Origin of the sequence: Corynebacterium tuberculostearicum, assembly GCF_022347235.1 — a bacterium.
Classification (GTDB): domain Bacteria; phylum Actinomycetota; class Actinomycetes; order Mycobacteriales; family Mycobacteriaceae; genus Corynebacterium; species Corynebacterium tuberculostearicum_F.
Genome location: NZ_JAKRDX010000010.1, coordinates 69,048 through 95,186 on the forward strand (window position 1 = coordinate 69,048; position 26,139 = coordinate 95,186).

General features: G+C 61.6%; 24 protein-coding genes. 21 read left to right on the forward strand and 3 right to left on the reverse strand.

Going from position 1 to position 26,139, the window contains the following annotated elements:
* Nucleotides 1–43: 43 nt before the first annotated feature.
* The 5 genes from MHK09_RS07040 to MHK09_RS07060 all read left to right on the forward strand — a co-directional run bounded on the left by MHK09_RS07040 (nt 44) and on the right by MHK09_RS07060 (nt 4,191).
* Nucleotides 44–334 carry a type II toxin-antitoxin system HicB family antitoxin gene (locus MHK09_RS07040; protein WP_250413081.1) on the forward strand — a complete coding sequence of 97 codons (291 nt, stop codon included), beginning with the start codon at nt 44–46 and terminating at the stop codon, nt 332–334.
* Nucleotides 335–382: 48 nt separating this feature from the next.
* Complete coding sequence (gene glmM / locus MHK09_RS07045) at nt 383–1,726, forward strand: phosphoglucosamine mutase (RefSeq protein ID WP_005328038.1); 1,344 nt, start codon at nt 383–385, stop codon at nt 1,724–1,726.
* Nucleotides 1,727–1,871: 145 nt separating this feature from the next.
* Nucleotides 1,872–2,153 carry a hypothetical protein gene (locus MHK09_RS07050; RefSeq protein WP_239193036.1) on the forward strand — a complete coding sequence of 94 codons (282 nt, stop codon included), beginning with the start codon at nt 1,872–1,874 and terminating at the stop codon, nt 2,151–2,153.
* Nucleotides 2,150–3,931 (forward strand): hypothetical protein, encoded by a 1,782-nt coding sequence (locus tag MHK09_RS07055; protein ID WP_250413082.1) that lies wholly within the window; start codon nt 2,150–2,152, stop codon nt 3,929–3,931. Before MHK09_RS07050 ends, MHK09_RS07055 begins: the two co-directional genes overlap by 4 nt.
* Nucleotides 3,931–4,191 (forward strand): hypothetical protein, encoded by a 261-nt coding sequence (locus MHK09_RS07060; RefSeq protein WP_250408740.1) that lies wholly within the window; start codon nt 3,931–3,933, stop codon nt 4,189–4,191. The genes MHK09_RS07055 and MHK09_RS07060 overlap by 1 nt, the downstream gene beginning before the upstream one ends.
* Before the next feature lie 4 nt (nt 4,192–4,195).
* Here the strand turns inward: MHK09_RS07060 and MHK09_RS07065 are convergent, their stop codons facing one another.
* On the reverse strand, nt 4,196–5,029 hold the full coding sequence (locus MHK09_RS07065) for a dienelactone hydrolase family protein (protein WP_250413083.1): 834 nt from the start codon (nt 5,027–5,029) through the stop codon (nt 4,196–4,198).
* A gap of 204 nt (nt 5,030–5,233) precedes the next feature.
* Here MHK09_RS07065 and MHK09_RS07070 point away from each other — a divergent pair, with 204 nt between their 5' ends.
* The 12 genes from MHK09_RS07070 to MHK09_RS07125 all read left to right on the forward strand — a co-directional run bounded on the left by MHK09_RS07070 (nt 5,234) and on the right by MHK09_RS07125 (nt 20,101).
* The gene (locus MHK09_RS07070) at nt 5,234–8,038 is read left to right on the forward strand and encodes an FAD-binding and (Fe-S)-binding domain-containing protein (protein ID WP_250413084.1); all 2,805 of its coding nucleotides are present in this window, start codon (nt 5,234–5,236) and stop codon (nt 8,036–8,038) included.
* A gap of 96 nt (nt 8,039–8,134) precedes the next feature.
* The gene (glmS, locus tag MHK09_RS07075) at nt 8,135–10,006 is read left to right on the forward strand and encodes a glutamine--fructose-6-phosphate transaminase (isomerizing) (RefSeq protein WP_005322735.1); all 1,872 of its coding nucleotides are present in this window, start codon (nt 8,135–8,137) and stop codon (nt 10,004–10,006) included.
* Nucleotides 10,007–10,198: 192 nt separating this feature from the next.
* Nucleotides 10,199–11,722, forward strand: a complete 1,524-nt coding sequence (locus MHK09_RS07080; RefSeq protein ID WP_250413085.1) for an ABC-F family ATP-binding cassette domain-containing protein — start codon at nt 10,199–10,201, stop codon at nt 11,720–11,722.
* An 82-nt stretch (nt 11,723–11,804) separates the two neighbouring features.
* Nucleotides 11,805–12,908, forward strand: a complete 1,104-nt coding sequence (alr, locus tag MHK09_RS07085; RefSeq protein ID WP_200435869.1) for an alanine racemase — start codon at nt 11,805–11,807, stop codon at nt 12,906–12,908.
* Entirely contained in the window at nt 12,898–13,398 is a 501-nt protein-coding gene (gene tsaE, locus MHK09_RS07090) for a tRNA (adenosine(37)-N6)-threonylcarbamoyltransferase complex ATPase subunit type 1 TsaE (protein WP_200435863.1), read from the forward strand. Before alr ends, tsaE begins: the two co-directional genes overlap by 11 nt.
* Before the next feature lie 89 nt (nt 13,399–13,487).
* Nucleotides 13,488–15,077 (forward strand): aspartate:alanine exchanger family transporter, encoded by a 1,590-nt coding sequence (locus MHK09_RS07095; protein WP_250408746.1) that lies wholly within the window; start codon nt 13,488–13,490, stop codon nt 15,075–15,077.
* Between the two features lie 163 nt (nt 15,078–15,240).
* Nucleotides 15,241–15,750, forward strand: coding sequence for a hypothetical protein (locus tag MHK09_RS07100; RefSeq protein ID WP_005326856.1), 510 nt, complete (start codon nt 15,241–15,243; stop codon nt 15,748–15,750).
* Nucleotides 15,750–16,457 (forward strand): tRNA (adenosine(37)-N6)-threonylcarbamoyltransferase complex dimerization subunit type 1 TsaB, encoded by a 708-nt coding sequence (tsaB, locus tag MHK09_RS07105; protein WP_250413086.1) that lies wholly within the window; start codon nt 15,750–15,752, stop codon nt 16,455–16,457. The genes MHK09_RS07100 and tsaB overlap by 1 nt, the downstream gene beginning before the upstream one ends.
* The gene (gene rimI / locus MHK09_RS07110; protein ID WP_005326852.1) at nt 16,454–16,942 is read left to right on the forward strand and encodes a ribosomal protein S18-alanine N-acetyltransferase; all 489 of its coding nucleotides are present in this window, start codon (nt 16,454–16,456) and stop codon (nt 16,940–16,942) included. Before tsaB ends, rimI begins: the two co-directional genes overlap by 4 nt.
* Nucleotides 16,943–16,951: 9 nt before the next feature.
* Nucleotides 16,952–17,995 carry a tRNA (adenosine(37)-N6)-threonylcarbamoyltransferase complex transferase subunit TsaD gene (gene tsaD / locus MHK09_RS07115; RefSeq protein WP_005326850.1) on the forward strand — a complete coding sequence of 348 codons (1,044 nt, stop codon included), beginning with the start codon at nt 16,952–16,954 and terminating at the stop codon, nt 17,993–17,995.
* A gap of 91 nt (nt 17,996–18,086) precedes the next feature.
* Nucleotides 18,087–18,515, forward strand: a complete 429-nt coding sequence (locus MHK09_RS07120) for a hypothetical protein (protein WP_005322709.1) — start codon at nt 18,087–18,089, stop codon at nt 18,513–18,515.
* Nucleotides 18,516–18,637: 122 nt separating this feature from the next.
* Entirely contained in the window at nt 18,638–20,101 is a 1,464-nt protein-coding gene (locus tag MHK09_RS07125; RefSeq protein ID WP_250413087.1) for a purple acid phosphatase family protein, read from the forward strand.
* Between the two features lie 31 nt (nt 20,102–20,132).
* Here MHK09_RS07125 and MHK09_RS07130 read toward each other — a convergent pair whose 3' ends face one another.
* Entirely contained in the window at nt 20,133–20,768 is a 636-nt protein-coding gene (locus MHK09_RS07130; RefSeq protein WP_250413088.1) for a response regulator, read from the reverse strand.
* Complete coding sequence (locus MHK09_RS07135; protein ID WP_250413089.1) at nt 20,765–21,907, reverse strand: sensor histidine kinase; 1,143 nt, start codon at nt 21,905–21,907, stop codon at nt 20,765–20,767. The genes MHK09_RS07130 and MHK09_RS07135 overlap by 4 nt, the downstream gene beginning before the upstream one ends.
* A 112-nt stretch (nt 21,908–22,019) precedes the next feature.
* On the opposite strand from MHK09_RS07135, the gene MHK09_RS07140 reads away from it, so the two are divergent.
* From MHK09_RS07140 to groL, 4 genes are all read left to right on the forward strand, one after another.
* Nucleotides 22,020–22,625 carry an ABC transporter ATP-binding protein gene (locus tag MHK09_RS07140; protein ID WP_005326841.1) on the forward strand — a complete coding sequence of 202 codons (606 nt, stop codon included), beginning with the start codon at nt 22,020–22,022 and terminating at the stop codon, nt 22,623–22,625.
* Nucleotides 22,609–23,850 carry an FtsX-like permease family protein gene (locus MHK09_RS07145; RefSeq protein WP_250413090.1) on the forward strand — a complete coding sequence of 414 codons (1,242 nt, stop codon included), beginning with the start codon at nt 22,609–22,611 and terminating at the stop codon, nt 23,848–23,850. Before MHK09_RS07140 ends, MHK09_RS07145 begins: the two co-directional genes overlap by 17 nt.
* Before the next feature lie 186 nt (nt 23,851–24,036).
* Nucleotides 24,037–24,330, forward strand: a complete 294-nt coding sequence (gene groES, locus MHK09_RS07150; RefSeq protein WP_005322702.1) for a co-chaperone GroES — start codon at nt 24,037–24,039, stop codon at nt 24,328–24,330.
* An 8-nt stretch (nt 24,331–24,338) separates the two neighbouring features.
* Nucleotides 24,339–25,955, forward strand: coding sequence for a chaperonin GroEL (groL, locus tag MHK09_RS07155; protein WP_250411586.1), 1,617 nt, complete (start codon nt 24,339–24,341; stop codon nt 25,953–25,955).
* Nucleotides 25,956–26,139: the final 184 nt, after the last annotated feature.

Below are 26,139 nucleotides of genomic sequence, written 5' to 3' on the forward strand. Positions count from 1 at the left end.
GCTGCTTCCTTTGGGAGGCGGCGGCTTTCGTCGTTTTTGAGCTTTGGCAGAGAATATTGAGTTCGTGGCGACGGTTGCCGAGTTTCCTTCACTATCGTGGATGGATTCTGACCGTAGCTGTGCAGAGCAGGAACTGCTGAAGTTGGTTGCGGAAGTAGTAGAAGATATGCAGGTGTCAGGAGAAACCATCCCTCAGCCGTTGGGGGCTCGTTCATATTCGGGAAAATTCAACGTTCGAACCTCTCCGTCGCTGCATCGCAAGCTAGTGATGGAAGCAAGGACGGAAGGAATTTCACTCAATGCCTTGATAAACCAGAAGCTTGCCTCCGCCTAGACCGCCCCAACATGCAATCGATGGGCACAGGAGTGCATAATTGATTGCATGACTCGACTTTTTGGAACCGATGGCGTTCGCGGCCTCGCGAACAAGAAGCTGACCCCAATTCTGGCCTTGCAACTAGGCCAGGCCGCTGCGGAGGTATTTACCGCCAAGCGTGAATCCTACGAGCGCCAGCCGCTGGCCATTATTGGCCGCGACCCGCGTGTTTCTGGCGAGATGCTGGATGCAGCGATTGCGTCCGGTCTGGCTTCCCGCGGCGTGGACGTGGTGCGCGTGGGCGTGCTGCCAACCCCAGCAATTGCCTTCCTGACGGATGATTATGGCGCGGATTTGGGCGTGATGATTTCCGCTTCCCACAACCCGATGCCAGACAACGGCATCAAGTTCTTCTCCGCAGGTGGCAAGAAGCTGCCGGACGAGGTAGAAGATCAGATTCAGGCCACCATGGAAAACCTCACCGAGGATGGCCCGACCGGCACCAAGCTCGGCCGCATCATCTCGGAGGCCCCGGACGGACGCGAGCGCTACCTCAACCACCTGAAGGAAGTGGTCTCCACCGACCTCAGCGGCATCAAGGTGGTCGTAGACACCGCCAATGGTGCAGCTTCCAAGGTCGCTCCGATCGCCTACGAGGCGGCTGGCGCAGAGGTTATTGCTATCCACAACAAGCCGAATGCCTTCAATATCAATGAGGACTGCGGTTCGACGCACATTGAAAAGGCACAGGCGGCCGTCGTCGAGCATGGCGCCGATCTGGGCCTGGCCCATGATGGCGACGCCGACCGTTGCCTGGCTGTGGATGCCGAGGGCAATGTTGTCGACGGTGACCAAATTATGGCGCTGCTGGCCGTAGGCATGAAGGAGGATAATGACCTGCGCTACAACACTCTTGTAGCAACCGTCATGTCTAACCTGGGCCTGAAGCTAGCCATGCAGGAGCAAGGCATCGAGGTGCGCCACACCGCAGTAGGCGACCGCTACGTGCTGGAAGAGCTTAACCGCGGCGATTTCTCCTTGGGTGGCGAGCAGTCTGGCCACGTCGTGTTGCCAGATGATTGCACGACTGGCGACGGCACGCTTACTGGCCTGTCCATCATGGCGCGCATGGCCAAGTCCGGGAAGTCCCTAAAGGAATTGGCATCGGTGATGACCGTGCTGCCGCAGGTACTCATTAACGTGCCGGTTTCTGATAAGGGTGTCATCATGGACGCCCCCGAGGTACAAGAAGCCATTGCCCAGGCCGAGGAAGAACTCGGCGAAACCGGCCGCGTCCTGTTGCGCCCCTCCGGCACTGAGGAGGTTTTCCGCGTCATGGTGGAGGCCGCCGATAAGGAGCAGGCCCGCAAGGTTGCCGGCAGGCTTTCCGCCATCGTTTCCTCGGTCTAGCGCAACCGCCGGGTGCGGAAGAATTTTGGCATCCTAGGGAACCATTTGGCGCAATCCCCAGTCCAATGAAGGTGAGAACTTTTACCGCATATGGATTTGGGGGAATACACCAGTGTCTAAGGTTTTTCTTCGCCCCTTGGAGGCGATGTCCGCACTACGGCAGGTCGTAGCCGATAACGACGAACAACGCGATGCCCACCGGGCCGAGGTGCCGGATTTTCCGGTGGCCGCGGCTGGACGCAACTTTGGCGGCCACGGTGAGCGCATTCGTGATGTCTTGGCGCGCATCCATGAGCGCGGCGGGCAGAGGTTGGATAATTTATCCGCCACCGCCCACGCCGCCCATGAACAGGTGCGCGCCTTTGCCGATTTTGATGAGTCCTTCGGCAGCTCCTTTGCACGCGGCGGGGAGGCGGACAGCAAGTGAGCACGCTGACAAAATCCCTGCTGGGAGACTATTCCAACGCGATTTCCCAATTCCAATTCGCATGCTTGGGAAACTACCCGGGCCCTAGCATGCCGATGAACCTACTGGGAGAGCTAGTCGGTGCGGTGGATGGCATCGCGCCCGAAAACCTGGTGAAAAACACCGTTGCGGCCGTAGGCGGTAACCGCCCGAAGGGAGGCGGTGCTGGACTAGCGGGCTATTTGCAGCAAGATGATTCCGAGGTTGCTCAAGGCGCCATGCGCGAGCACCTGTGCGGCGTGCAGGAAGACTTCGGCATTGACCGCCAGGATGCCGCCCATCTCACCAGTTCGGCGGAGCAGTGCTCGGGCGCTATTGCCGACGTCGTCGATGTTTCCGACACCGCCCTTACCGAGCTCATCTCTGCGGTCATCCCACTGCTGAATATCTTGTCCATGGTGGCTACCAAGCACCCGCTGGCCAGGTTTATCATCCCGATTCTTTCCACCATCGGCGGGCGCGTTATCGAAGAGACGAATCACAATATCGCTAGCACCTGCCGTGACCGCGATGATGCGATTGAGTCCTGCTATAACGAGTTTGAATCGCGCTGCGAATGCGTCTGTGAGCGCCCAATGCCGGAAGAATGCCCGACGCCAGCTAAACCTACAGATGACGCCTGCCCCGCACCGGTAGAACAATGCCCGGAGACTCCTACTCCCACTAAGCCGATGCCGAAGGAAGAGTGCCCGCCCCCGCCCTCGCAGCCCACCGAGCCGGCCCAGGTGGAGTGCCCACCAGAGCCCAAGCCCATGCCGGAGCCTGACTCAAAGCGAGAATCGAGCCAGACGACTTCCGCGCCGCCACAGCCGACGCCTCCTTCGCCACCACCTGTTCCGCCAAAGGAATGCCCCGAGCCCGAGCCGGAGCAATCATCCAAGACGGAAGTGCACACGGAGACCACTGCAGAACACGGCGCGGGCTGCCACTGCAATCAGTGCACCGAGCAACCATTTACCGAGCGTCCATCACAGTCCCAGCGCGACGTAGAGATCACCAGGCCGGCGCAGGCGGAGATCATTCCGCCGCAGGAGCCGCCAGAACAGCCACAGCAAGTAGAAGAACTGTGCCCGGAACCTGAATCTCAGCCAGAGCCGAAACCTAAACCAGACATGGATACGGAACCCGCTTCTGGATCGGGCGCAGGCGAGGAAACGCTCTGCCCGGAAAATACCGCGGAAAGTACCGAAGAATGTGTGGAAACGACCCAAACCAGCTCAGAAGGCTGTGAAATTGAATCCTCCTGCAGCGGCAGCCTCGGCCTGGTAGGGGCCGGAATCGCTTTAGTAGGCGTGGGCCTCATTGTGGAAGGCGCCGCGCAGTGCCTGGAGCACATGTCCGAGGCGGATTGCCCGGTGCAAGAGCCCGAACCGGACCCCGTCCCTGAGCCTGAGCCAGAGCCAGAACCTGATCCCTGCCCGGACCCTAAGCCCGAGCCCGAACCGGAGCCGGAGCCAGCTGGTGATGATGGCGTTATGGCGCCGCCTCCTGAGCTGTCTCAGGTAGAGGAGCCAACGCCGCCACCAGAAAAGGTGGCACACCTCCAGGCGGCCGGTCCAGCAGAGGCACCGTCACCAGCCCCAGCTCCGGCTCCTGAACCAGCACCGGCACCGGAACCGGCCCCGGCACCGCAGCCGGCTCCAGAAGAAGCACCGGCACCGGCACCAGCGCCGCAGCAGGAGGCGGCACCCGCGCCAGAAGAACCAACCATTAAGGCACGAAAGGCAGGTCAGTGGTAATGAATAACGACTTCGCAGAATTTGCGCAGGGCTTTCGGGAAAGGACGGCTAAACGCCTGCTGGAATTTGAAAAAACGCTGGCGAAAGCGCAAGACGAGCTAGAAAAGTCCGCGGATAAAGCCATGCAGGAGGCGCGAAGGGAGAAGGGGCAGGTGGGGCGTCGGCAAGCGGCGACGGCGCCAAGGCCCCGATATGGCGCTGCCCCGGCGCGCTCAAGGAACGCGTCGGGGCAGGTGCAATCTGTGCTGCGGCGGGGCTAATACCTTAGGCGTCGCGGGTGACGCCGGCGCGCTCGGCCAAGTCCTCGCCTACGAGGCTTTCGACCTTCTTGGCGCTCGCCTCTGGATCCGCAAAGGCGGCATAGGTGGAGTCGCCATTGAGGGTGGCCAACAGGAAGCCGGTGACCAAGCCGCGGGCGATTTCGGTAGGGCCGGACTGGAAGGCGGCGGTGCCGATAGCGAGCTTGCGCAGGCGATCTTCGGTAAAGCCGGCGTGGCTGCCCTTGTCGATGGCGCGGAAGCAGACTGGGCCATTCCAGTTATGGGCCAGCTTGGCGGGATTGCCGGCATTGAAAATGTCTTCTTGGCCGGCGCCAATGACCAGGCCCGGGGTAGTAATGCGGCGGGCCGCCTGCACCGCAGATGGCGCGGTGATGGAAGGGTAAATCGCGGCGACGGCGGCGACCTTCTGGTTATCCAAGGCGCCCAGCACGGCCGTGCCACCGCCCATGCCGTGGCCAATCATGCCGAGCTTGCCCGGGGAGACCGTAATATTGCCAGCGCCAAGCTTTACCCCAGCGGCAATCTGCAGCGCGGATTCCATATCCGCGGCCAGGTTGCGGTGGTTGGGGAAGGGGCCGGTCTCGGAATCGGGGGCTACCACGACGATGCCCCAGCTAGCCAGGTGGCGCAGGGTGGCGTGGTAATCCTTAATCTTGTGCATCCAGTCATGGCCAAAGGCCACGGCGGGCAGGCTTTGGCCCTCCGCGGGGGTATAAACCTTGCCGGTGACTCCGGCATAGTCAAGGTCGCCAACCAAAACTCGGTTGCGACCGCGCTTCGACAACGTTGCTAGATGTTTATTCAAATTCGCAGACACGCATTCCAGGATAGATGAAGATCACCCGCCAGGCGGGAAAGGGTGCGGGTTTATCTGAGAAATGTCTGCGCAGTATGCAGCCGAGCCACGGGTGTGGTGGAAAGGCTTTCCTAAGCCCCTCCTAACTTGCGCCCCTGTGGGTAGGGGAGTGCAATGTGTGGGCAACTACATACTCTATTTTTCTGGGAAGGCGGGCTGCGGTACATGACTACCGGCGTCGTTGATGTGGAAGAACTTTCTACTCGTTATGGGATGGAGGTAAAGACCGAGGTTATTGACCGCGTGGCACATGCCTCCGATGCCTCGCACTACCTGTACACCCCTAAGGCAGTCATTGAGGCCCGCTCGGCCGAGCACGTGGCCGCCATCTTCCGCGCGGGCCGGCAGCAGAATGTTCCGGTCACCCTGCGCTCCGGTGGTACCTCCCTTGCCGGCCAGGCCTCTGGCGATGGCTACCTGGTGGACGTGCGCAAGCACTTCCGCGGCATTGAGGTGCTGGATGAGGGCAAGCGCGTGCGCGTCCAGCCCGGCGCGACGGTGCGCCAGGTCAACGCCCGCCTAGGCCTGCGCAATCGCAAGCTTGGCCCGGATCCGGCCAGTGAATCTGCCTGCACCATCGGTGGCGTGGTGGCCAATAACTCCTCCGGTATGGCCTGCGGTACCGAGCTCAATACGTATAACACTCTGGAATCGCTAACCTTCGTGCTGCCTACCGGCACCGTGATCAATACCGCCGATGCGGATGCAGACCGGCAGTTCCAAGAGCAGGAACCGGAGCTGGTGGAAACACTTACCCGCCTGCAGCGCCGCGTGCGCGATAACCAGGAGTCCGTGGATATTATCCGCCGCCACTTCCAGCTGAAAAACACGATGGGCTATGGACTCAATTCCTTCCTAGATTTTGATAGCCCGGTCAAGTTCTTTGAGCACCTGCTCATCGGCTCGGAGGGAACCCTGGCCTTCATTGCAGAAGCGGTATTCCGCACGGTGCCCATTTCCAAGCTGACCACCACCACGGTGGCTGTCTTTGATGACCTCACCGCCGCCACCAAGTCCCTGCCGGCCCTGCTAGATACCGGGGCGGCCACCCTGGAGCTGATGGACTCTGCCTCCATTCGCGTGGGCCAAGGCTTTGACAAGGTTCCGCAGGCCATCACCGGTTTCGACGTGGACAAGCAGGCCGCACTGCTCATTGAGTACCACGCTGACGCGGAAGAAGAACTGCGGGAGAAGGAGGGCAAGGGCTCGCAGCTTCTGCGCGAGCTGCCGCTGCAATCGCCAGCCGCCTTCTCGGCCGATGCCGCTTCGCGCAATACCGCATGGAGCTTCCGCAAGGGCCTGTACGCCCAGGTTGCTGAGGCGCGCCCGTCCGGTACAACCGCGCTTTTGGAAGATATCGTCGTGCCCGTGGGGGATTTGGCTGATACCTGCTCTTCCCTGCAGGAACTCTTTGCCCGCTATGGCTATGACGACGCCGTTATCTTCGGCCACGCAAAGGACGGCAATATCCACTTCCTGCTCACGGACCGCTTTGAAGGCGATGACGCTATCGGTCGGTATAACGACTTCAACGAGGGCATGGTGGACTTGGTTCTCTCGGCCGAGGGCAACCTCAAGGCCGAGCACGGCACCGGCCGCGCCATGGCGCCGTATGTACGCCGCCAGTATGGCGACGAGCTCTACGCGGTTATGCAAGAACTCAAGCGGGCCTGCGATCCCAGCAACACGATGAACCCGGGCGTCATCTTGGACGATGACCCCGATGCGCACATCAAAAACATCAAGCTCAACCCCACCGTGGAAGAGGAAGTGGACCGCTGCGTGGAGTGCGGCTACTGCGAGCCGGTTTGCCCGTCGCGCGATCTCACGCTGACCCCACGCCAACGCATTGTGGTGCGCCGCGCCCGCAAGCGCGCGGAAGAAGTCGGCGATAGCCAGCTCGTAGCCGAGCTGGATGAGGCCTATGAATACATGGGCATCGAGACCTGCGCCGTGGATTCCATGTGCCGCACCGCCTGCCCGGTAGGTATCGATACCGGCAAGTTCATCAAGCGCCTGCGCCGCGAGGAGGCCCAGCCGGCGCAGCAGAAGCTGTGGGGCGCTGCCGCCAAGAATTGGCAGGTGGTTAGCCAAGGCGCCGGGCTGGCGCTCACCGGCGCGCACCTGCTGCCCACAGAGCTGGTCAAGAAGGTCACCGATGTGGGCCGCAGCCTCATCGGCACCGATAACCTGCCGCAGTACCAGCCGGAGCTGGGCAAGGGCGGCAAGTCCCGCGGCCGCTTGGCCGGGCGCGTGGGTGACCGCTACGCGCAGACCACCGGCATTTACCTGCCAGCCTGCGTGAACACCATGTTTGGCCCGCAGGGCGGTGGCAAAGGCACTACCGATTCCTTCGTGACTCTCTTGGAGCGCGCCGGGGTAGCGCTGGAGGTTCCGGAGGGCATCGACAAGCTCTGCTGTGGCACCCCATGGGCGTCCAAGGGCATGCAGGCCGGCCACGATGCGATGGAGCAGCGCGTGCGCGATATCGTCATGGAGGCCACCGATGGTGCGCGCCTGCCGGTCATCGTGGACGCCAGCAGCTGTACCGCCGGATTTAAGGACATGCTGGAGTCGGTAGGCATTACCGTCATCGACGCCATTAGCTTTACGGCCGATACCCTCCTGCCGCAGCTTGCGGTCAAGAACCCCGCGGCCTCCGTGACCGTGCACCCCACCTGCTCTGCCTTCCAGCTGGGCATGATGGAAGACGTGGAGAAGGTAGCCCGCGCCGCAGCGGCCGAGGTACACATTCCCACTGACTGGAATTGCTGTGGCTATGCCGGCGATCGCGGCATGCTCCACCCGGAGCTAACCGACGCCGCAACGCGCGCCGAAGCAGCGCAAGTCAAGGAAATCGGGGCGCAGTATCACGCCTCGACCAACCGCACCTGCGAGCTCGGCTTGACCCGTGCTACCGGCGAGGATTATCACCACATTCTGGAACTTTTGGAGCAGGCGACGCGCTAGTTTTCCCAGCGCACTAGCGGGCGGGGCGCTATGCCCCCGCTTGCCGACGCCCCGCCCGCCTAGAGGTTTCTTCCCCGTGCTGTAAAATCAGCAACCATGTGTGGAATTGTTGGATATATTGGTCACGCTGGTGGTGACCGTGATTACTTCGCCCTCGACGTAGTCTTGGAAGGGCTGCGCCGTTTGGAATACCGCGGCTATGACTCCGCTGGCGTAGCAATGTACGCCGATGGGGACATTAGCTGGCGCAAGAAGGCCGGTAAGGTCGCTGCGCTGGATGCTGAGATTGAGGCCCGCCCGTTGCCAGACTCCGTGCTGGGCATTGGCCATACCCGCTGGGCTACCCATGGTGGCCCTACCGACCTGAATGCGCACCCGCACGTGGTCGATGGCGGCAAGCTGGCCGTGGTGCACAACGGCATCATTGAGAACTTTGCCGAGCTCAAGTCCGAGCTTTTGAACAAGGGCTACAACTTCGTTTCCGAGACCGACACTGAGGTTGCCGCTACGTTGCTGGGCGATGTCTTCCACAACGAGGCCGCTGGTGACCTCACCAAGGCAATGCAGCTGACCTGCTCCCGCCTCGAGGGCGCATTCACCCTGCTGGCCATCCACGCCGAGCAGGCCGATCGCATCGTTGCCGCTCGCCGCGACTCGCCGCTGGTTATCGGCCTGGGCGAGGGCGAGAACTTCCTCGGCTCCGACGTATCTGGCTTCATCGATTACACCAAGTCCGCCGTGGAGATGGACAACGACCAGGTCGTGACCATCACCGCCGACGAGGTAGAAATCACCGATTATGCGGGCAACCCTGCACAGGGCAAGCCTTTTGAAATCAAGTGGGATGCCGCCGCTGCCGAAAAGGGTGGCTTCGATTCCTTCATGGAAAAGGAAATCCACGACCAGCCCGCCGCTGTGCGCGATACCCTGCTCGGCCGCTTCGATGAACAGGGCCAGCTGGCTCTCGATGATCTGCGCATCGATGAGACCGTGTTGAAGTCCATCGACAAGATCATCGTCATCGCTTGCGGTACCGCCGCCTACGCCGGCCACGTGGCACGCTATGCCATCGAGCACTGGTGCCGCATTCCTACCGAGGTCGAGCTCGCCCACGAGTTCCGCTACCGCGATCCGATCGTGAACGAAAAGACCTTGGTTGTCGCCCTGTCTCAGTCCGGTGAGACCATGGATACCCTGATGGCCGTGCGTCACGCCCGCCAGCAGGGCGCCAAGGTTATTGCCATCTGTAATACCCAGGGCTCGTCCATCCCGCGCGAATCCGATGCCGCGCTCTACACCCACGCCGGTCCGGAAATCGCCGTAGCCTCCACCAAGGCCTTCCTGGCGCAGATTACCGCCACCTACCTGCTTGGCCTCTACCTGGCCCAGCTGCGCGGCAACATGTTCGCCGATGAAATCCAGAGCGTTCTCGCTGAGCTGCGCCACATGCCGGACAAGGTCCAAAACGTCATCGATGAAGAGGACCAGGTGGCCAACCTGGCCAACTCCATGAAGGATGCGGAATCCGTGCTCTTCCTGGGCCGCCACGTCGGCTTCCCTGTAGCTCTTGAAGGCGCGCTCAAGCTCAAGGAGATCGCCTACCTGCACGCCGAGGGCTTTGCCGCCGGCGAGCTCAAGCACGGCCCGATTGCACTGATTGAGGAAGGCCAGCCGGTCTTCGTTATCGTGCCGTCCCCGCGCGGCCGCGACTCCCTGCACTCCAAGGTCGTTTCCAATATTCAGGAGATCCGCGCCCGCGGTGCCATCACCATCGTGATTGCGGAAGAAGGCGATACCGCCGTGGAGGATTACGCTAACCACGTCATCCGCATCCCGAAGGCGCCGACCCTCATGCAGCCGCTGCTGGCCACCGTGCCGCTGCAGATCTTTGCCGCCCATGTAGCAAAGTCCAAGGGCTACGACGTGGATCAGCCGCGTAACCTGGCCAAGTCCGTGACCGTGGAGTAATCCACGCCGAACGGTACTAGCTAAGCCTCCTTGCCTGCTGCGTTTCTTGCGTGGAAGGGAAGGGGGCTTTGGCATTTCTTTGAAGCTTGAATCTGTTATGCTATTGGGAGCAATTGTTGTCGGTGAAAGGAGTAGGCAGTGCTCATCCGTCGTGTTTTTGCGTAAAACACTAAAGGAAGAACGGATTTAAGCATGCCTATTTTATTGAATGACCTTTCCCTAGTATGGCCCGATGGCACAACCTGCTTCAGTGGCCTAAACGGTGCCTTTTCTGGCCCTTTAACTGCGCTGATTGGGGATAATGGTGCAGGAAAGACAACTCTGTTAAACGTCATCCTTGGCAAAATCTCGCCTACTGCTGGAACGGTGGAAAAGCCGGAATCGATAGCGTACCTGCCACAAGACCTTGCTTGGAATGAAAATGATGTAGTAGCAGACATCTTCGGTGTCACCCAAGTGCTCACGGCGATTTCCGCAGTCGAAGCCGGTGAGTATGAACCAGAACTCTATGAGTTAATTGGGGAGCAATGGGACGTCGGTGAGCGCATTGCCGCTGCCCTTTCCGCCGCCGGATTGGATATCCCGTTGGACCGCCCTATCAAAAGCCTCTCTGGAGGTGAAGCGGTCCGCGTCGCTTTGGTGGCGGTGTTCTTGTCCGAGCCGGATTTCATTATCCTCGATGAACCGACCAATAACCTCGACCGATCTGCAAAGAAGCATCTGAAAGATATGTTGGTAAATGCCGCGGCGCCGGTGCTAGTGGTAAGCCATGACAAAGACCTGTTGGATGTAGTTTCCGAGGTAGCGGAATTAAGGGATGGGAACCTACGCTTCTTCCACGGCAACTATTCCGACTACCTAGCCACGATTAATGCAGAACAGGAAGTAGCTCAGAAAGCAGTATCTACCGCCAAGGCGACTTATAAGCAGCAACTCCGCGAACAACAAGCAATGCAAACACGAATTGCGCGTGATGCGCGCCGTGGAAAGAAGTTCGCGGAGTCGAAGCGCAAACCAGGCATGACGATGAAGCTTGATAAGCAGCGATCCGAAAAGACGGCATCACGCAGAGCGCAAATCCATTCAGGCGCAGTTGAAGCGGCCCAACGCTCTTTAGCTCGAGCTGAGCGAAACATACGAGATGATGATTCGGTCTATATCGAGCTGCCACAAACTGAGCTGCCGGAAGGAAAGCGGGTTATTTCGATTCCTGGGCTGACGATTGTCGGCCCAGAACGGGTGCGCTTGTCAGGACCAAATGGAAGTGGCAAGACCACGCTCTTAAACCGAATTAACTCCGGTGAGGCGGGCTACGTGATCGGCAACTCGGGGTATTTGCGTCAACGAATTGGATTAGATCCTTCTCTAAGCGTATGGGACGTGGTTACCAACGCGAATCCACGAGAGGATCCGCAGTTCATCCGTGATCAGCTAGCTCAGTTGTTGTTTCAATCTGACTCGGTTCATGCGTTGACAGGGACCCTCTCGGGAGGCGAAAGATTTAGGGCGGAATTCGCCAGAGTGCTCTTAGCGGATCCGGCGCCGCAATTGCTAATGCTCGATGAGCCGACTAACAACATTGATATTTCAACTGTTGATTGGTTGGTCTCAGTTTTGAAAAACTATCGGGGCGCATTGCTAGTGGTTAGCCATGATGAAGATTTCTGCTCGCGGATCAAACTTACGAGGCAAGTTTCTATAGAGGACATTGGATGAGCCGACTCCAAGGTGGAGGTATCGCGAGTCAGTGCGGCACACCTTGCCCGAATTCAGCCCAAGGGTGAGCAGTGGCACAATGGTGGGCATGCTGAAAACCACGATTGATCTCTCCGCCATTGCGCACAACGTCCGCCTCATCAAGGAAAAGGTGGGTCCGGAGGTCAAGCTGATGTGCGTGGTCAAGGCCGATGCTTATGGGCACGGCGCGGCCAAGGTTGTGCCGGTGATGGCGCGCGCCGGCGCGGATTGCTTTGGCGTGGCCACCCTGCGGGAAGCCGTGAACCTGCGCCGCGCGGGCGTGGATGCGCCCATCGTGGCGTGGATTTGGCAAACAGATGAAATCCTCGAAGAAGCCTTGGCCAATGGAATCGAGGTAGCGGTCAACTCCCTTGAGCAGGCGCATAAGCTGGTCAAGGCCGATTTTCCTGCCGAGGTATACGTCAAGGTGGAAACCGGCATGCACCGCTCCGGTGTGGACGAAGGGGATTGGGCAGAGACCTTTAAGGTGCTGCGCGATGCCCCACACATCAAGGTGCTTGGGCTCATGTCCCACTTTGCGTGCGCCGATGAGCCGGATAATCCGCACAATGACGCCCAAGAGGAAGCGTTCCGCACGGCCCTGCAGCTCGCGCGTGAGATTGGCTTGGAGTGTCCAGTCAATCACCTGGCCAATTCGCCCGCAGTGCTGACACGTCCGTCCTCTTATTTCGAGCAGGTGCGCGTCGGCGCCGCTTGCTATGGCTTGGAGCCCATCGAGGGGCGCGAGCATGGCCTGCGCCCGGCCATGACCTGGTCCGGTCAGATTTTTAACGTCAAGCCCATTCAAGCGGGTGAGGGCACGTGCTATGGACTCACATGGAAGGCGGATAAGCCGGGATTTTTGGCCACGGTGGACTGTGGCTATGCCGATGGCCTGCCGCGCGGCTATCAGGGCGACTTGCACGTGGGCATTGGTGGGCACCTCTACCCGCAAGTAGGAAGAATCTGCATGGATCAGATCGTGGTGGACTTAGGTGAGAACCCGCATGGCGTGGACACGGGGCAAGATGCCGTGATCTTTGGCAACGGGGGAGTATCGGCCACGGATCTCGCCGCAGCAGCAGGCACCATCAACTATGAGGTGGTGTGCCTGCCCGATGGCCGCACCGAACGCGAATATATAGGAGAAGAAGATGCGCAGTAGCTTTCCCGAATCCGGCAGCCGCGACCTATCCACGGTGGAAGAAACCCATGCCTTTGGTGAAGAGCTGGGTGCGGCGCTTGAAGCCGGCGATGTAGTGATCTTGGATGGGCCGTTGGGGGCTGGAAAGACGACGCTGACGCAGGGCGTCGCCAAGGGCATGCAAGTTAAAGGTCGCGTTACCTCGCCAACCTTCGTTATCGCCCGCGTGCACCGCTCTACTGTGGGCGGGCCGGACCTTGTGCACGTGGATGCCTACCGCCTGCTCGATGAAGGCGGTGCTAATTCCGGGGACCCGCTAGGGGAGCTCGACGCGCTGGATCTGGACACGGAGCTAGAGGACGCCGTGGTTATTGCCGAATGGGGCGGGGGACTCGTGGAACAGATTGCGGAGCGCTACCTATTTATCAGCATTGACCGCGAGCCGGTGGACTATGCCGGCGCAGAAGAGGATGTTCGCCGCTTCACATGGTCTTGGCAAGGTGTTGTATAGCACATATCTTGACCTTAAGGGGGATTAAGTGATGAATATCCCAGAAAGCAAACTTGATCCGGGTATAACCACTACGTAATTCTATTAAGGTGTTGAATTTTCTCGCCTCAAGTCCTTTGCTATCTCTCTTCGTCATCATGGCGGTGGGTCTAGCGATTGGCAAGATCAAGATCTTCGGCATCTCTCTCGGTGCCGCGGCCGCGATGTTTGTGGCACTTGGTCTGTCTACTGCCAATCCGGAAATCCAAATTCCGCCGCTGGTCTATCAATTTGGCCTGGCGATCTTCGTTTATGCCATTGGCCTCAACTTCGGGCCTTCCTTTGTCCGTGAGTTTAAAACCCGCGGCTGGAAGCTCACCGTCTTCATGCTGGGCATGTTGGTTGTTTTGGTCGCCGTTGGCTATGGCCTCATCCGTGGCTTTGGCCTGAGCGTGCCAGAAGCCGTCGGCATGTTCGCCGGTTCGCTCTCCTCCACGCCGGGCATGGCCGCCGTGGTGGAAATGGTGGGCGATTCCACCCCGGTCGTCGGTTACTCCTTGGCCTACCCAGGTGCGGTAATCGGCGCGATTCTCGTCGCCGCCATCGGCGCCAAGGTTGTCAAGGTGAACCATGAGGAAGATGCCCGCGCAGAGGGCATGATTCCCGCCGAGCTCGTGGCCAAAGGCGTGCGCCTGACCAAGAACTTCAATGACACCGCTGGGCATATCTACCGCGTTACCGGCCAGACCGTAGTGGCTACTCGTATCATCTCCGACGAGGAGCGCCACCGCCTCGCCGTCCCGGAAATGCCACTGTGCGAGGGGGAGGCCTACCTGCTCAACGGCTCCGAAGAGGCCGTCGATAAGGCCATTGAGGTCTTGGGTGAGGAACACCCGGTGGAGCTGACCGAGGACGCTGGGCTTAAATACACCCGCGTTACCGTGTCCAACCCGGAAATTGCCGGTAAGTCCATCCGCGAGATCAAGGCCCTCGACCACGGCTTTATCATCGCTCGTATCCGCAAGGGTGATAAGGACCTCGTGCCGCACCCGGACACTGTGCTCAACTACTCGGATCGCGTTCGCGTGGTCACCAGCCCGAGCCGCCTGCCGTATGTGCGCAAGTACCTCGGTGACTCTGAGGCCGCATTGGGCAACGCTGACCTGCTGTCCCTGGCCATCGGACTGACCTTGGGTATGCTGCTTGGCCTCATTCCGATTCCGATGCCGGGCGGTTCTACTCTGCAGCTGGGCTTCGGTGGCGGCCCCGTCGTTGTCGGCCTGCTCTTGGGCTACCTCAACCGTACCGGCCCGTTGAACTGGCAGATGCCATTCCACACCCGTGAGACCTTGTCCAATATGGGCCTTACCTTGTTCCTGGCCGGCGTGGGTACCTCGGCCGGCGCCTCCTTCCGCGATGCCCTGACGGATCCATCCTCCCTGACCATCATGGGCGTGGGCCTTATCATCACGCTGGTCTCCGCCATCTTGATCGGCGTCATCGGCATGCTGGTGCTCAAGCTGAAGTGGGACGAGGCCATGGGTTGTGCGGCCGGCATGACCACCAACCCCGCAGTCTTTGCCTACATTCGTGATCAAACCGGCACCGAGTTGGCCGGCCGCGGATGGGCCACGGTCTATCCCACCACAATTATCGGCAAGATTATTGCCTCGCAGGTATTGCTCTTGCTGTTGCTATAGCGGCAATATCTCGCGTTAATTACTCACCCACAGGGTCGCCCGCCTACACTGGCAGGCACTACCCTGTGGGTTTTGTGTTGCGGTGAACCAGGTAGCATCGGTTGCCAGAATTACCGCCGCCCGCCTGAAACTTAAACATTTTTCAAGGAGCCATACTCACCCCATGACTAAATTCGCTCGCAACCTCACTGCCGTCATCATCGCCATCTTTATCGTTGTCATGATGGTTCTTCTTGCCTCCTCCACGCTGCGCGAGGAAAACCACCTGGAGGGCAACCTCTCCTCCACGCTGGCCAAGGCGCCAAATAACTTGGAGGTCATGACCGTCATGCCTACCGATGTCTATGGCGAGGAGTACCCCGCCATTGGTTTCATCTGCCCGGGCATGCGCGAAGACAAGGTCAAAGAGGCACAGATCGATACCGAGAACATCACCTTTGAAGATGGTGCGGTGCCGGAAGGCAAGAGCTACGCGGTAGCCATTTCCCAGAGCGCTAAGCCCTTCATCGAAGAGCTGGATCCGAAAAAGGTGGAGGTGTGCGAGATGATTGACATGCAGGTCAAGGCCATGGAGCAGCAGGGCCAGAGCCTTGATGGCGGCGTTCCCATGATCCAGGGCACCCAGCCGCTGGGCTTCCAGCGCGAGGATGGCACCTGGAAGATGGTTGCCTAATGCGCGTCCTCGCGATCGACACGGCCACCACCGCCCTGGTTACCGGGGTGGTGGATACCGTCACCGGGCAGACCACCGGGCGCGTGTTGGAGGATACCCGCGCGCATAATGAGCTGCTCATTCCTACCATCACCGAGGTCCTCGCAGAGGCGGGCATGGAATATTCCGACCTCAATGCGGTGGTCACCGGCGTGGGCCCGGGACCATTTACCGGGTTGCGCGTGGGTATGGCGACGGCCTCCGCGCTTGCCGACGCCCTTTCTATCCCCCTCCACGGCATCTGTACCCACGATGCCATCGCGGCCGCCGCCGACCTCCACGTAGAACCTGCCGCCGCGGCCGACGAGGCGACCGCCTTGGTGGCTACCGACGCCCGCCGCAAAGAGATCTACTGGGCCACTTACCGCGCTACCGACTCCGGCGTGCAGCGCATTTCTGGTCCTGCGGTGACGAAACCGGCCGAACTCGAGGTGGAACTTGCCTCCACCGCCGAGGTCATCATTCCTGACCGCCTTGCTGGGCAACTTCCCGAGCGATTCGCCGCCCTCCCGCACCGCGCGGCCCATCCGACCGCGTCGGCCCTCGTTGCCGCGGCCGACCTCGAGGCAGAACCGGCTCCCGTCGTGCCGCTGTACCTGCGCCGCCCAGATGCGGTCCCGCCAAAGCAGCAACAGCTTTCTGCCGCCATCCCGAAGGTCGAGCTGTGAGGCTGCGCGAGCTAACCCCGGCCGATGCACCCCGGTGCGCCGAGCTGGAAGAGGTCCTTTTTCCAGGCGAAACTCCGTGGTCCAGCCGGATCTTCCGGGAAGAAATGGCCCAGCCCTTCAACTTCTATCTCGGGGTGGAAGGCGCGATCGAGGAACCAACGCCCGTAAAGCTGTTGGGCTATGCGGGCATCGGCATGATGGGCCCGGCCGCGGACCCGGAGTTTGAAATCCACACCATTGGCGTCGACCCCGCCGCGCAGCGCCGCGGCATCGCGCGGATGATGATGGACAATATCTGCCATATCGCGGATCTCAAGGACGCCCCGGTCTTCCTCGAGGTTCGCGTGGGCAATGATCCCGCTATTGGCCTGTATGAGCGCTACGGCTTTGCCAAGCAGGGGATCCGCAAGAACTATTACCAACCTTCCGGGGCGGATGCGCACGTGATGGTGCGCCCGCGTCAGTCCGATCGCCCAGAAGATTAAGGAGCAGTCATGAAGATCATGGGTATCGAGTCCTCCTGCGATGAAACCGGCGTGGGCATCGTCGAGCTGCGCGAGGACGGCCACATGGAGATCATCGCTAACGCCGTTGCTTCCTCCATGGAGCAGCATGCGCGTTTCGGCGGCGTCGTCCCGGAAATCGCCTCCCGTGCCCACCTTGAGGCCATGCCGCAGGTCATGCAAGCGGCGCTGAATGAGGCGGGCATCGAAAAGCCGGATGCCATCGCCGCCACCGTGGGACCTGGCCTGGCCGGTGCCTTGCTGGTGGGAGCCTCAGCCGCCAAGGCCTATGCCGCGGCTTGGGGCGTGCCTTTCTACGGCGTTAACCACCTGGGCGGCCACGTTGCGGTGGCCAACCTGGAAGGCGAAGAGCTGCCGCACTCGGTGGCCCTCTTGGTCTCGGGCGGGCATACGCAGCTGTTGGAGGTAGAGGCCGTCGGCAAGCCCATGCGCGAGTTGGGCTCTACGCTTGACGACGCCGCCGGTGAAGCCTACGACAAGGTCTCCCGCCTCCTCGGTTTGGGCTACCCGGGCGGCCCGGTGATCGATAAGCTCGCCGCCCGCGGCGAAGCCACCATCGATTTCCCGCGCGGCATGTCCCGCGCCGAGGATCTGCGCGGCCCGCACCGCCACGACTTCTCCTTCTCTGGGCTCAAGACCTCCGTGGCCCGCTACGTGGAGCGCGCCGAAAAGGCAGGGGAGACCATCAGCGTGGAAGATGTCTGCGCCAGTTTTCAAGAAGCCGTGGCCGATGTCCTGACCGCCAAGGCCGTGCGTGCCTGCGAGGACACCGGCGCCCGGGTGCTGCTATTGGGAGGCGGCGTGGCCGCGAATTCTCGACTGCGCGAGTTGGCCGCTGAGCGCTGCGCCGCCGCCGGGGTGGAGCTGCGCGTGCCGCGCTTTTCGCTGTGCACCGATAACGGCGTGATGATCGCGGCTATCGGCGCGCAACTCATCCACGAAGGCGCCCAGCCCTCTGGCCTCGGCGTAGGCACCGATACCCAGCTGGATGTGGAAGAGCCGCAGTTAACCTAAAGTTCTTCTCGCTCGCGCTGCAGGCAGGGCAGGGGGCCGGTACTCTAAAGAGCGTTCATGCCCTCTTGGCTTTATGAAGGAGCTTTCTCTCATGACCGTCGGTTTCCTTGTCAACCCTGATCTCACCCGCCGCAAGCTCGAGTTCGAGCTGGAGCACGCCAACCAGTTCCTAGGCGGCACCACCGAGGACCGCGTCTCCGTTGTCTTCCAGGAAGACGGCACCACCTATGCCGCGCTCTACAACCCCGAAGCCAAGGCCGAAGGCGCCGAGCCGAACCCGGTAGCCTCCCTGGCGCGCAACGCGGCTGCCACTGGCAACGCCGCTTTCCTGCAGGATCCCATCCGCTCCATCTGCGGCCCGGTCATTTTCGTTGACGCCGAGGGCGAAGACACCACCATCGATGCCGTTATCGAGTCTGTGGAGCAGGGTATTCGCGCAGTGAAGAACTACCGCGAAGACAACCCGGAGGAATACACCCTCTGGCGCGCGGCCGTTATCAACTCCGATAAGAGCCTCTAACCCCCAGCCCCTCACAGGTAGGGTTCAAGCGCTTTTCGCGCGCCCGTAATACGGTGTTCACATTCTTATGGTGTTCTAGGGAGCCGTACCGCTTCTTCTAAGACTCCAAAGGTGAAAACTGTATGCTCCGTTCATCGCGCTTCGTCGCCTCCTTCGCCACCGCCCTCGCAGTAGGTGGCGCCACCGCCATCGTGCCCGCCACCCCGGCGCTGGCCGCTGACTCGCCCATCTACCGCACCATTCTGCAGCCGGGCGAGGATGAATCCCAGGTCATGGTCACCTGGCGCACCAAGTCCAAGGCAGACGAGGTCCTCGAGGTCACCGGCCCAGAAGGCACCACGACCTTCCGCGCCGACGAGCGCGACTTTGGCGCCTTGCTGTACAAGTCCCAGTTCGCCACCGCTACCAACCTGCAGCCGGATACCGAATATTCCTACCGCGTTGGTTCCGACGAAGGCGGCTGGTCCGAGCCAGAGACTTTTAACACCGGCTCCAACGGCGATGACTGGTCCTTCCTTACCGTCGCTGACCCGCAGATCGGCGTGGACCTCAAGGTGGATGACCAAGCCGAACAGTGGCGCAAGACCATCGGTCACGCGGCTTCCCACGTGCCGAATGCCAGCATGATCTGGTCGCTGGGTGACCAGGTGGAGGGGTGGGGCGCGCAGGTACCGCAGTACGATGCGTACTTCTCCGCCCCGGAGATTCGTCACATCCCTACCAACACGGTCCCGGGCAACCACGAGACTTATAACCTCACCATGAAGCATCATGATGAGCACTTCTCCAACCCGCATCAGGCGGACGATATCCGCGACCACTACTTCGAGCGCAATAACGTGCTCTTCATCGGCCTGGACTCCAATGCTTCTTCCGACGCCGATATCGCCCGCCACGAGCAGTTCCTGCGCGAGGCCATCGAATCCCGTGGCGCGGATAATGACTGGATCGTCGTAGGCATGCACCACGGTCCGTACTCCCAGGGCTCGCATCACTTTGATAAGGACGTCACCAACCTGCGCGAGAAGCTCACCCCGGTGCTGTCTCAACTCAATGTCGATGCCGTGCTCTCCGGCCACGACCACATCTACACCCGCAGCCACCTGATGAAGAACAATAAGCCGGTCCTGCCTGAAAAGAAGCCGCAGCGCGGCGACGTTCTCGAGCCCAAGGATGGCGAGGCGCTGTACTTGACCACCACCACCGCGGGCGGTGGCAAGTACTACGACTTCACCGACGTGAATAACAAAAAGCACAAGGGCGCGCGCATGGAGACCATCGATCCAAAGCTTGCCCACGAGTCCACCGCCATGTGGCGCCAGGACTACACCGAGGACTACATGCGCGTGGACGTCTCCGATGACAAGCTCACCTTCACCACCTTCAACGAAGGCGATAACACGCTGGTGGACAAGGTTTCCCTCAAGAAGAAGGATCGCGGCGCTGCGCCTGCCGACGACGCCACCGACCCCGCCGACTCCACCGAGTCCACCGACCCAGACACCCCAGAGGTGCCCAAGGATCCGGAGGGCGGCAGCTCCCTGAGCTCCAGCGATATTTTCGGCGGGCTCAGCTCGAAAAAGTAACTAGCATCGCGCCTGGGTGTGGCGGGTGTGGCTAGCGCTCTGTATGGCGCAGCCACGCCAATACGGCCTTGACCCGTCGGTTGGCGTCTTCGGGCCGAAACCCGAGCTTCATAAACACATTGGAGACATGCTTGCTTACCGCTCCTGCGGTAAGAACGAGCGTGTCTTCAATTTCTTTATTGCTCAATCCTTGGGCCATAAGCCCCAGTACCTCCCGCTCGCGGGCGGTGAGCTGGGCTAAACCAGTACGCCGCGCCGACAGCAGCGCAGTTACGACCTCTGGGTCCACCACGGTGCCGCCGCGGGCGACCTCGTCTAGCGTGCGCACGAATTCTTCTACATCAGAAACGCGCTCCTTGAGCAGGTAGCCAAAGCCGCCGTGCTCCAAGAGCCGGTCGAGGTAGCTTGCCGCTACGTATTGGCTCAGCACCACCACCGGCTGGGTGGGATTTGCGGCACGCAGGTCATGCACGGCGCGCAAGCCATCGTCGGTCATGGTCGGTGGCATGCGCACATCGCTGATAATCAGGTCAAAATCTTCCTGCCCGGCAATAGCGCGCAGTTCTTCGGCATCCGTGGCCGCCGTAACGCTGTGGCCCAAGGCGCTAAGTAGCTGCTTGAGCCCCGCGCGCAGCAGCGCGGAGTCTTCCGCCAGTAGTAGTTTCATTCCGCCTCCTTCAGCGGTAATTCGACCTGCAGCCGACCACCGCGTTCGCGCGCAGCCGCGTCATCTGCTGCCGAAAAGTTCACCGTTCCGCCCAGTGCGGCGGCGCGTTCGCGCAGCCCGGCGAGACCGGTGCCCGGCTCACCTGGCTTCTTGGCTGCGGGGCCGAAGTCAGCTCCGGGGCCGGGGCGGGGTCCGGAGCCATTATCAACGATGTCTAGGCGCAACGTCTGCCCGAAAGCAACTGTTACCGTCGCCTGGGTGGCCGCACCATGCTTGGAAGCATTGGTAAGCGCCTCGGCCACCGCGTGGTAAGCCAGCAGGGCAGTGGTTTCATCCACGGAGCGTTCGGCGCCTTCGACGTGTAGTTCGGTCTCCAGTCCGGAGTGGGCGAGTAGTTCGTCGAGGGCGGGGATAAGTCCGGCGTCGAAAAGCACCTGCGGGGCAATGCCACGCACCGTCGCCCGCAGGGAGGCCAAGGCCAATGAGGCATTATGTTCCGCATCGGCCAAGGCCGGTTGCGCCTCAGGAGGGGCCTGCAATTTCGCCGCGGCCAAGTTGAGCTTGAGCGCAGTGAGGTACTGCTGCGGGCCATCGTGCAGCTCGCGCTCGATGCGGCGGCGCTCGCCGGAGAAGGCATCGATAAGCGTGGCGCGCGAGGCCGCCAATTCCTCGGCCGAAGGGCTCAACGCCAGCCGGGTCAGCGAGGTAGAGGCCAAGACCAAGAGGCGGTTAAGTCCTACCAATAAAGCCACTAGCAGCGCCGCGGTGAGCCAGCAGGTAAAGAAAATGAGCGGCCGGTTGGAGGTAGACCACCCGCCAAAGGAGAATTCGGTATTTGGCACGAACGGCGCAATTGCCAGCACGCCCGCCGTAAAACCCACGGCAGTCCACGCGGCAAAGCAGGCAGCCGAAATCAATAGCTGCACAATAAGGTGATAAAACTGCTGCCAATCAAACCACCGTCCCGCGCGCCGGGGTGGGATCTCCACGCCCATCCAGTTCGCACCCAACCGGCCGACAAATTCCGCGGCGCGTCCCACCAGCGGAATCCACGGCAGCATCAGCACCGAAACCACCAACGCCGGGATAAATAGCGCGCCGAGGACGAGGCTCCACGCGCAGGCTTTGAGGGTTCGCATAACCCATGAGCCTAGCCGCCCTGCCGCGGTGGGGGCAGTAGAGCTAGCTCTACCATTTTCTGGGCGGCCCACTCCATGTCTTTCTTCTGCGCGGCCGAGTGGAATCAAAGGCATGTTAAAAGCAGATAACCTCAGCAAGCGCTACGGCCGCCGCACTGTGCTCAATCGCGTCACTGTGTCCATCGCCCCGAGCGAATTCGTCGCCATCATGGGACCTTCCGGCAGCGGAAAAACCACGCTGTTGAACCTGCTATCCGGGCTCGATAAGCCCACCTCCGGCCGAGTCAATGCGCCGGGGCGCAAGCAGCGAGCCTTTGTTTTCCAGGACTATAACCTGCTGGAATCCCTCAACGCCCAGCGCAATGCCACCTTGACCGCGCGCTTTTCCGGCCGGCGCCCTACACGCGGCAAGGTGGCGGAGGTCTTTGACTCGCTCGGCCTTAGCGGGTTGGAGCGCCGCCTGCCCGCGCAGCTTTCCGGCGGGCAGCAGCAACGTGTGGCCGTCGCCCGGGCACTGCTGGCCCAGGCGCCCTATATCTTCGCCGACGAGCCTACGGGCGCGCTTGACGACGCCACCGCATCCACCGTCCTTTCCCACCTGCGCGCCGCCGCCCGCGATGGCGCCAGCGTGGTCATGGTGACCCACTCGCACCTCGCCGCTGAGGCGGCCGACAGGATCATCTCCTTAGAGGAGGTGGCCCATGCTGGTGTGGCTTAAGGACTTACAGTCCAATTGGCTATCGTGGCTGGCCGTGGCGCTGACCCTGGTGGTGTCTTCCACCTCGTGCACCCTGGCGCTGGCCATGCTGGTTGCCTCCTCCGGGGCCGAAGAAAATCCCGCCGGCCCGCTGGGTGGCACGGTGCTGGGCATGGCCCTGTGCGTGGTGGTGTTGGTGACACTATCGCAGATGCGCCTTATCATCGCCGAGCGCGAGCCGGTCTACCGTTCTTGGCGCATGGTGGGCATGCCCGGGTGGATGATTGTTGCCTTCATTCTGGGCCAAGTCGCAGCGGTCAGCGCGGCTGCCGGATTTCTCGGCGTGCTGCCGGCCCGACCTCTGCTTGACCCGTGCGTGCGCGCCCTGCGCAGCGACGGCATCCCCATGCCGGATATCGCCGTTACCGGCCAGGTCACCGCCATTGCGGTATCCGTCTGCACGTCCGCGGCCCTGGTTGGTGCGCTGCCTCCGCTGCGCCGCGTGTTCCGGCCGCGTACTCCCGCACACCCGATGTGGCTTCTGGTGAAATTCCTGCTTGCGGCCGCGGCTATCGGCGGCACGGTCTACGGGTGCCTGCACATCGATGACCCGGGTGACCTCTTGTCGGCCGAGATGGGGCTTGTCATCCTCGTCGCCTTCTTCTTACCTTGGCTCATGCCCGGCATCGACCAATGGACCCGCATGGCCGGCATTGCTGGGGCCAACGTGCGGGTGCGCCGGCACTTTTCCACCCCACACATCGTGCCGTGGGTGCTCCTCGGCGGCTTTATCGTCGCCGTCGGCTCGGGCCTGCGCTTTGGAAACGATGCAGGCGTCGGCGGCACCTTGTCCTCGTGGCAGGTCTTTGTCGCCCTTTTAGGGCCGGTCTTTGCCCCCAGCATCGTGGGCGCCGTGCTTACCTCACTGCTCATGCGCGGGCGCATCGCCTCCGATATCCGCGGCCTCACGCTGGCTGGCGCCACTCCCTCGGCCTGGGCGCGCGTGCAAGTAGGGGAGGCGGCGTGCCTCACCCTGACTGCGGCCGGCGTGGTCTGGGCGCTGTGCTTGGCGACGCTCCTCCCACTCCACCACCTGCTCACCCCACAGGTTTCCTTCGGCCGAACGCTGGTAGACGAGCTGTGGTGGCCGGCCTTCGCCGTGATTTTTGGTGCCATGTTTATCGCCGTGGGCGTCGTCAAGCTGGCGCTGGCCGGCTTTGTCCGCGCCGGGCAACGAGAGCGCTGAAGGGATCGCTGAGGGCGTCGGAATGTGGGCCGGGTCATTGTTGAGGGTTAGCAGTCACGAGGGTAGAGTGCTAATCAGGTTGTTTGACCCACAGTTGTTCACCCGCGACGACGGCTGTGCTGGACATCCACAACCGGCACGCGCGCGCCATACCGGCGCGCATACGAACACTACGGAGGAAACATCATGGCAAACATTAAGCCTCTCGAGGACCGCGTCCTCGTACAGATCGTAGAAGCTGAAACCACCACCGCTTCCGGCCTGGTTATCCCGGATTCCGCCAAGGAAAAGCCGCAGGAAGCTACCGTCGTTGCCGTAGGCCCAGGCCGCACCAACGACAAGGGTGAGGTCACCCCGGTAGGCGTCAACGAGGGCGATACTGTGGTCTTTTCCAAGTACGGCGGCACCGAGCTGAAGTACAACGGTGAGGAGTACCTGCTGCTGTCCTCCCGTGACCTGCTCGCCGTCATCGAGAAGTAGGCCCACTTATGGCAAAGCTCATTGCATTCGACCAAGAAGCCCGCGAGGGAATCCAGCGCGGCGTCGATACGCTGGCTGATGCCGTCAAGGTCACCCTCGGCCCGCGCGGCCGCAACGTCGTGCTTTCCAAGGCTTTCGGTGGCCCCACCGTCACCAATGACGGCGTGACCATCGCCCGCGATATCGACATCGAGGAGCCCTTCGAGAACCTTGGCGCGCAGCTGGTCAAGTCCGTTGCGGTCAAGACCAATGACACCGCAGGCGACGGCACCACCACCGCTACCTTGCTGGCCCAGGCGCTCATCTTCGAGGGCCTGCGCAACGTGGCGGCCGGCGCCAACCCGATCGAGCTCAACCGCGGCATCGCGGCGGCGGCCGAAAAGGCCGTCGAGGAGCTCAAGGCCCGCGCCACCGCGGTCAACTCCTCCTCTGAAATCGCCCAGGTAGCCACCGTCTCCTCCCGCGACCCGGAGGTCGGCGAGATGGTTGCCGGCGCCATGGACAAGGTGGGCAAGGACGGTGTGGTCACCGTCGAGGAATCCCAGACCATCGACTCCGCCGTCGATGTCACCGAGGGTATTTCCTTTGACAAGGGCTACCTTTCCCCGTACTTCGCTACGGAGGAAGAGACCTACCACGCCGTGCTGGATGACGCCGCAGTATTGCTCGTCCGCAACAAGATCTCCTCCCTGCCGGACTTCCTGCCGCTGCTGGAGAAGATCGCCGAGACCAACCGCCCGACCCTCATCATCGCGGAGGACATCGAGGGTGAGCCGCTGCAGGCGCTCGTCGTCAACTCCATCCGCAAGGTGCTCAAGGTCGCGGCCGTGAAGGCTCCGTACTTTGGCGAGCGTCGCAAGGGATTCATGGATGACCTGGCCGTCGTTACCGGCGCTACCGTCATCGACCCAGAGGTGGGCGTCAACCTCAACGAGGCTGGCCTCGACGTGCTCGGTTCCGCTCGCCGCGTGACCATCACCAAGGATGACACCGTCATCGTCGATGGCGGCGGCACCGCTGAAGCAGTAGAGGAGCGCCGCGAGCACATTCGCCGCGACATCGAGCGCACCGATTCCACCTGGGATAAGGAAAAGCTCGAGGAGCGCCTGGCTAAGCTCTCCGGCGGCGTGGCCGTCATCCGCGTCGGTGCGGCTACCGAGACCGAGGTCAACGAGCGCAAGCTGCGCGTCGAAGACGCCATCAACGCGGCCCGCGCGGCCGTGGAAGAGGGCGTCATCGCCGGCGGCGGCTCCGTGCTGGTCCAGATTTCCAAGGAACTCGAGTCCTTCGCCGAGGGCTTCGAGGGCGAGGCCAAGGTCGGCGTTCTCGCCGTCGCCCGCGCCCTGACCCGCCCGGCCTACTGGATCGCCGAAAACGCTGGCCTCGACGGCGCCGTCGTCGTCTCCCGCGTTGCCGAGATGTCCAACGGTGAGGGCTTCAACGCCAATACTCTCGAGTACGGCAACCTCATCGATAACGGCATTATCGACCCGGTGAAGGTCACCCACTCCGCCGTGGTCAACGCCACCTCCGTGGCCCGCATGGTTCTTACCACCGAGGCCTCCGTGGTGGAAAAGCCACAGGAAGAGCAGCCTGCTGACGCTGGTCACGGCCACCAGCACTAAACGGCTACCAACAAAACCCGCCCCGCTTCCCGCGTGGCGGGTTTTGTTGTACCTAGCTAGGGCGGCGGATTCTAGTGGTCGTGGAAACACGTCTTATGTTTCGGTTGAGTTTATCAGTGCGGCCATTTTCTCGGCTGGTGTTTGAAAGCCCAGGGTTTTGCGGGGGCGGCGGTTGAGTTGCATG

Bases quoted from the DNA above. Each gene is read 5' to 3' on its own strand.
- glmM (WP_005328038.1), top strand. From the start codon at position 383: ATGACTCGACTTTTTGGAACCGATGGCGTTCGCGGCCTCGCGAACAAG.
- MHK09_RS07050 (WP_239193036.1), top strand. From the start codon at position 1,872: ATGTCCGCACTACGGCAGGTCGTAGCCGATAACGACGAACAACGCGAT.
- MHK09_RS07060 (WP_250408740.1), top strand. From the start codon at position 3,931: ATGAATAACGACTTCGCAGAATTTGCGCAGGGCTTTCGGGAAAGGACG.
- MHK09_RS07070 (WP_250413084.1), top strand. From the start codon at position 5,234: ATGACTACCGGCGTCGTTGATGTGGAAGAACTTTCTACTCGTTATGGG.
- glmS (WP_005322735.1), top strand. From the start codon at position 8,135: ATGTGTGGAATTGTTGGATATATTGGTCACGCTGGTGGTGACCGTGAT.
- MHK09_RS07080 (WP_250413085.1), top strand. From the start codon at position 10,199: ATGCCTATTTTATTGAATGACCTTTCCCTAGTATGGCCCGATGGCACA.
- tsaE (WP_200435863.1), top strand. From the start codon at position 12,898: ATGCGCAGTAGCTTTCCCGAATCCGGCAGCCGCGACCTATCCACGGTG.
- MHK09_RS07100 (WP_005326856.1), top strand. From the start codon at position 15,241: ATGACTAAATTCGCTCGCAACCTCACTGCCGTCATCATCGCCATCTTT.
- tsaB (WP_250413086.1), top strand. From the start codon at position 15,750: ATGCGCGTCCTCGCGATCGACACGGCCACCACCGCCCTGGTTACCGGG.
- tsaD (WP_005326850.1), top strand. From the start codon at position 16,952: ATGAAGATCATGGGTATCGAGTCCTCCTGCGATGAAACCGGCGTGGGC.
- MHK09_RS07120 (WP_005322709.1), top strand. From the start codon at position 18,087: ATGACCGTCGGTTTCCTTGTCAACCCTGATCTCACCCGCCGCAAGCTC.
- MHK09_RS07125 (WP_250413087.1), top strand. From the start codon at position 18,638: ATGCTCCGTTCATCGCGCTTCGTCGCCTCCTTCGCCACCGCCCTCGCA.
- MHK09_RS07130 (WP_250413088.1), bottom strand. From the start codon at position 20,768: ATGAAACTACTACTGGCGGAAGACTCCGCGCTGCTGCGCGCGGGGCTC.
- MHK09_RS07135 (WP_250413089.1), bottom strand. From the start codon at position 21,907: ATGCGAACCCTCAAAGCCTGCGCGTGGAGCCTCGTCCTCGGCGCGCTA.
- MHK09_RS07140 (WP_005326841.1), top strand. From the start codon at position 22,020: ATGTTAAAAGCAGATAACCTCAGCAAGCGCTACGGCCGCCGCACTGTG.
- MHK09_RS07145 (WP_250413090.1), top strand. From the start codon at position 22,609: ATGCTGGTGTGGCTTAAGGACTTACAGTCCAATTGGCTATCGTGGCTG.
- groES (WP_005322702.1), top strand. From the start codon at position 24,037: ATGGCAAACATTAAGCCTCTCGAGGACCGCGTCCTCGTACAGATCGTA.
- groL (WP_250411586.1), top strand. From the start codon at position 24,339: ATGGCAAAGCTCATTGCATTCGACCAAGAAGCCCGCGAGGGAATCCAG.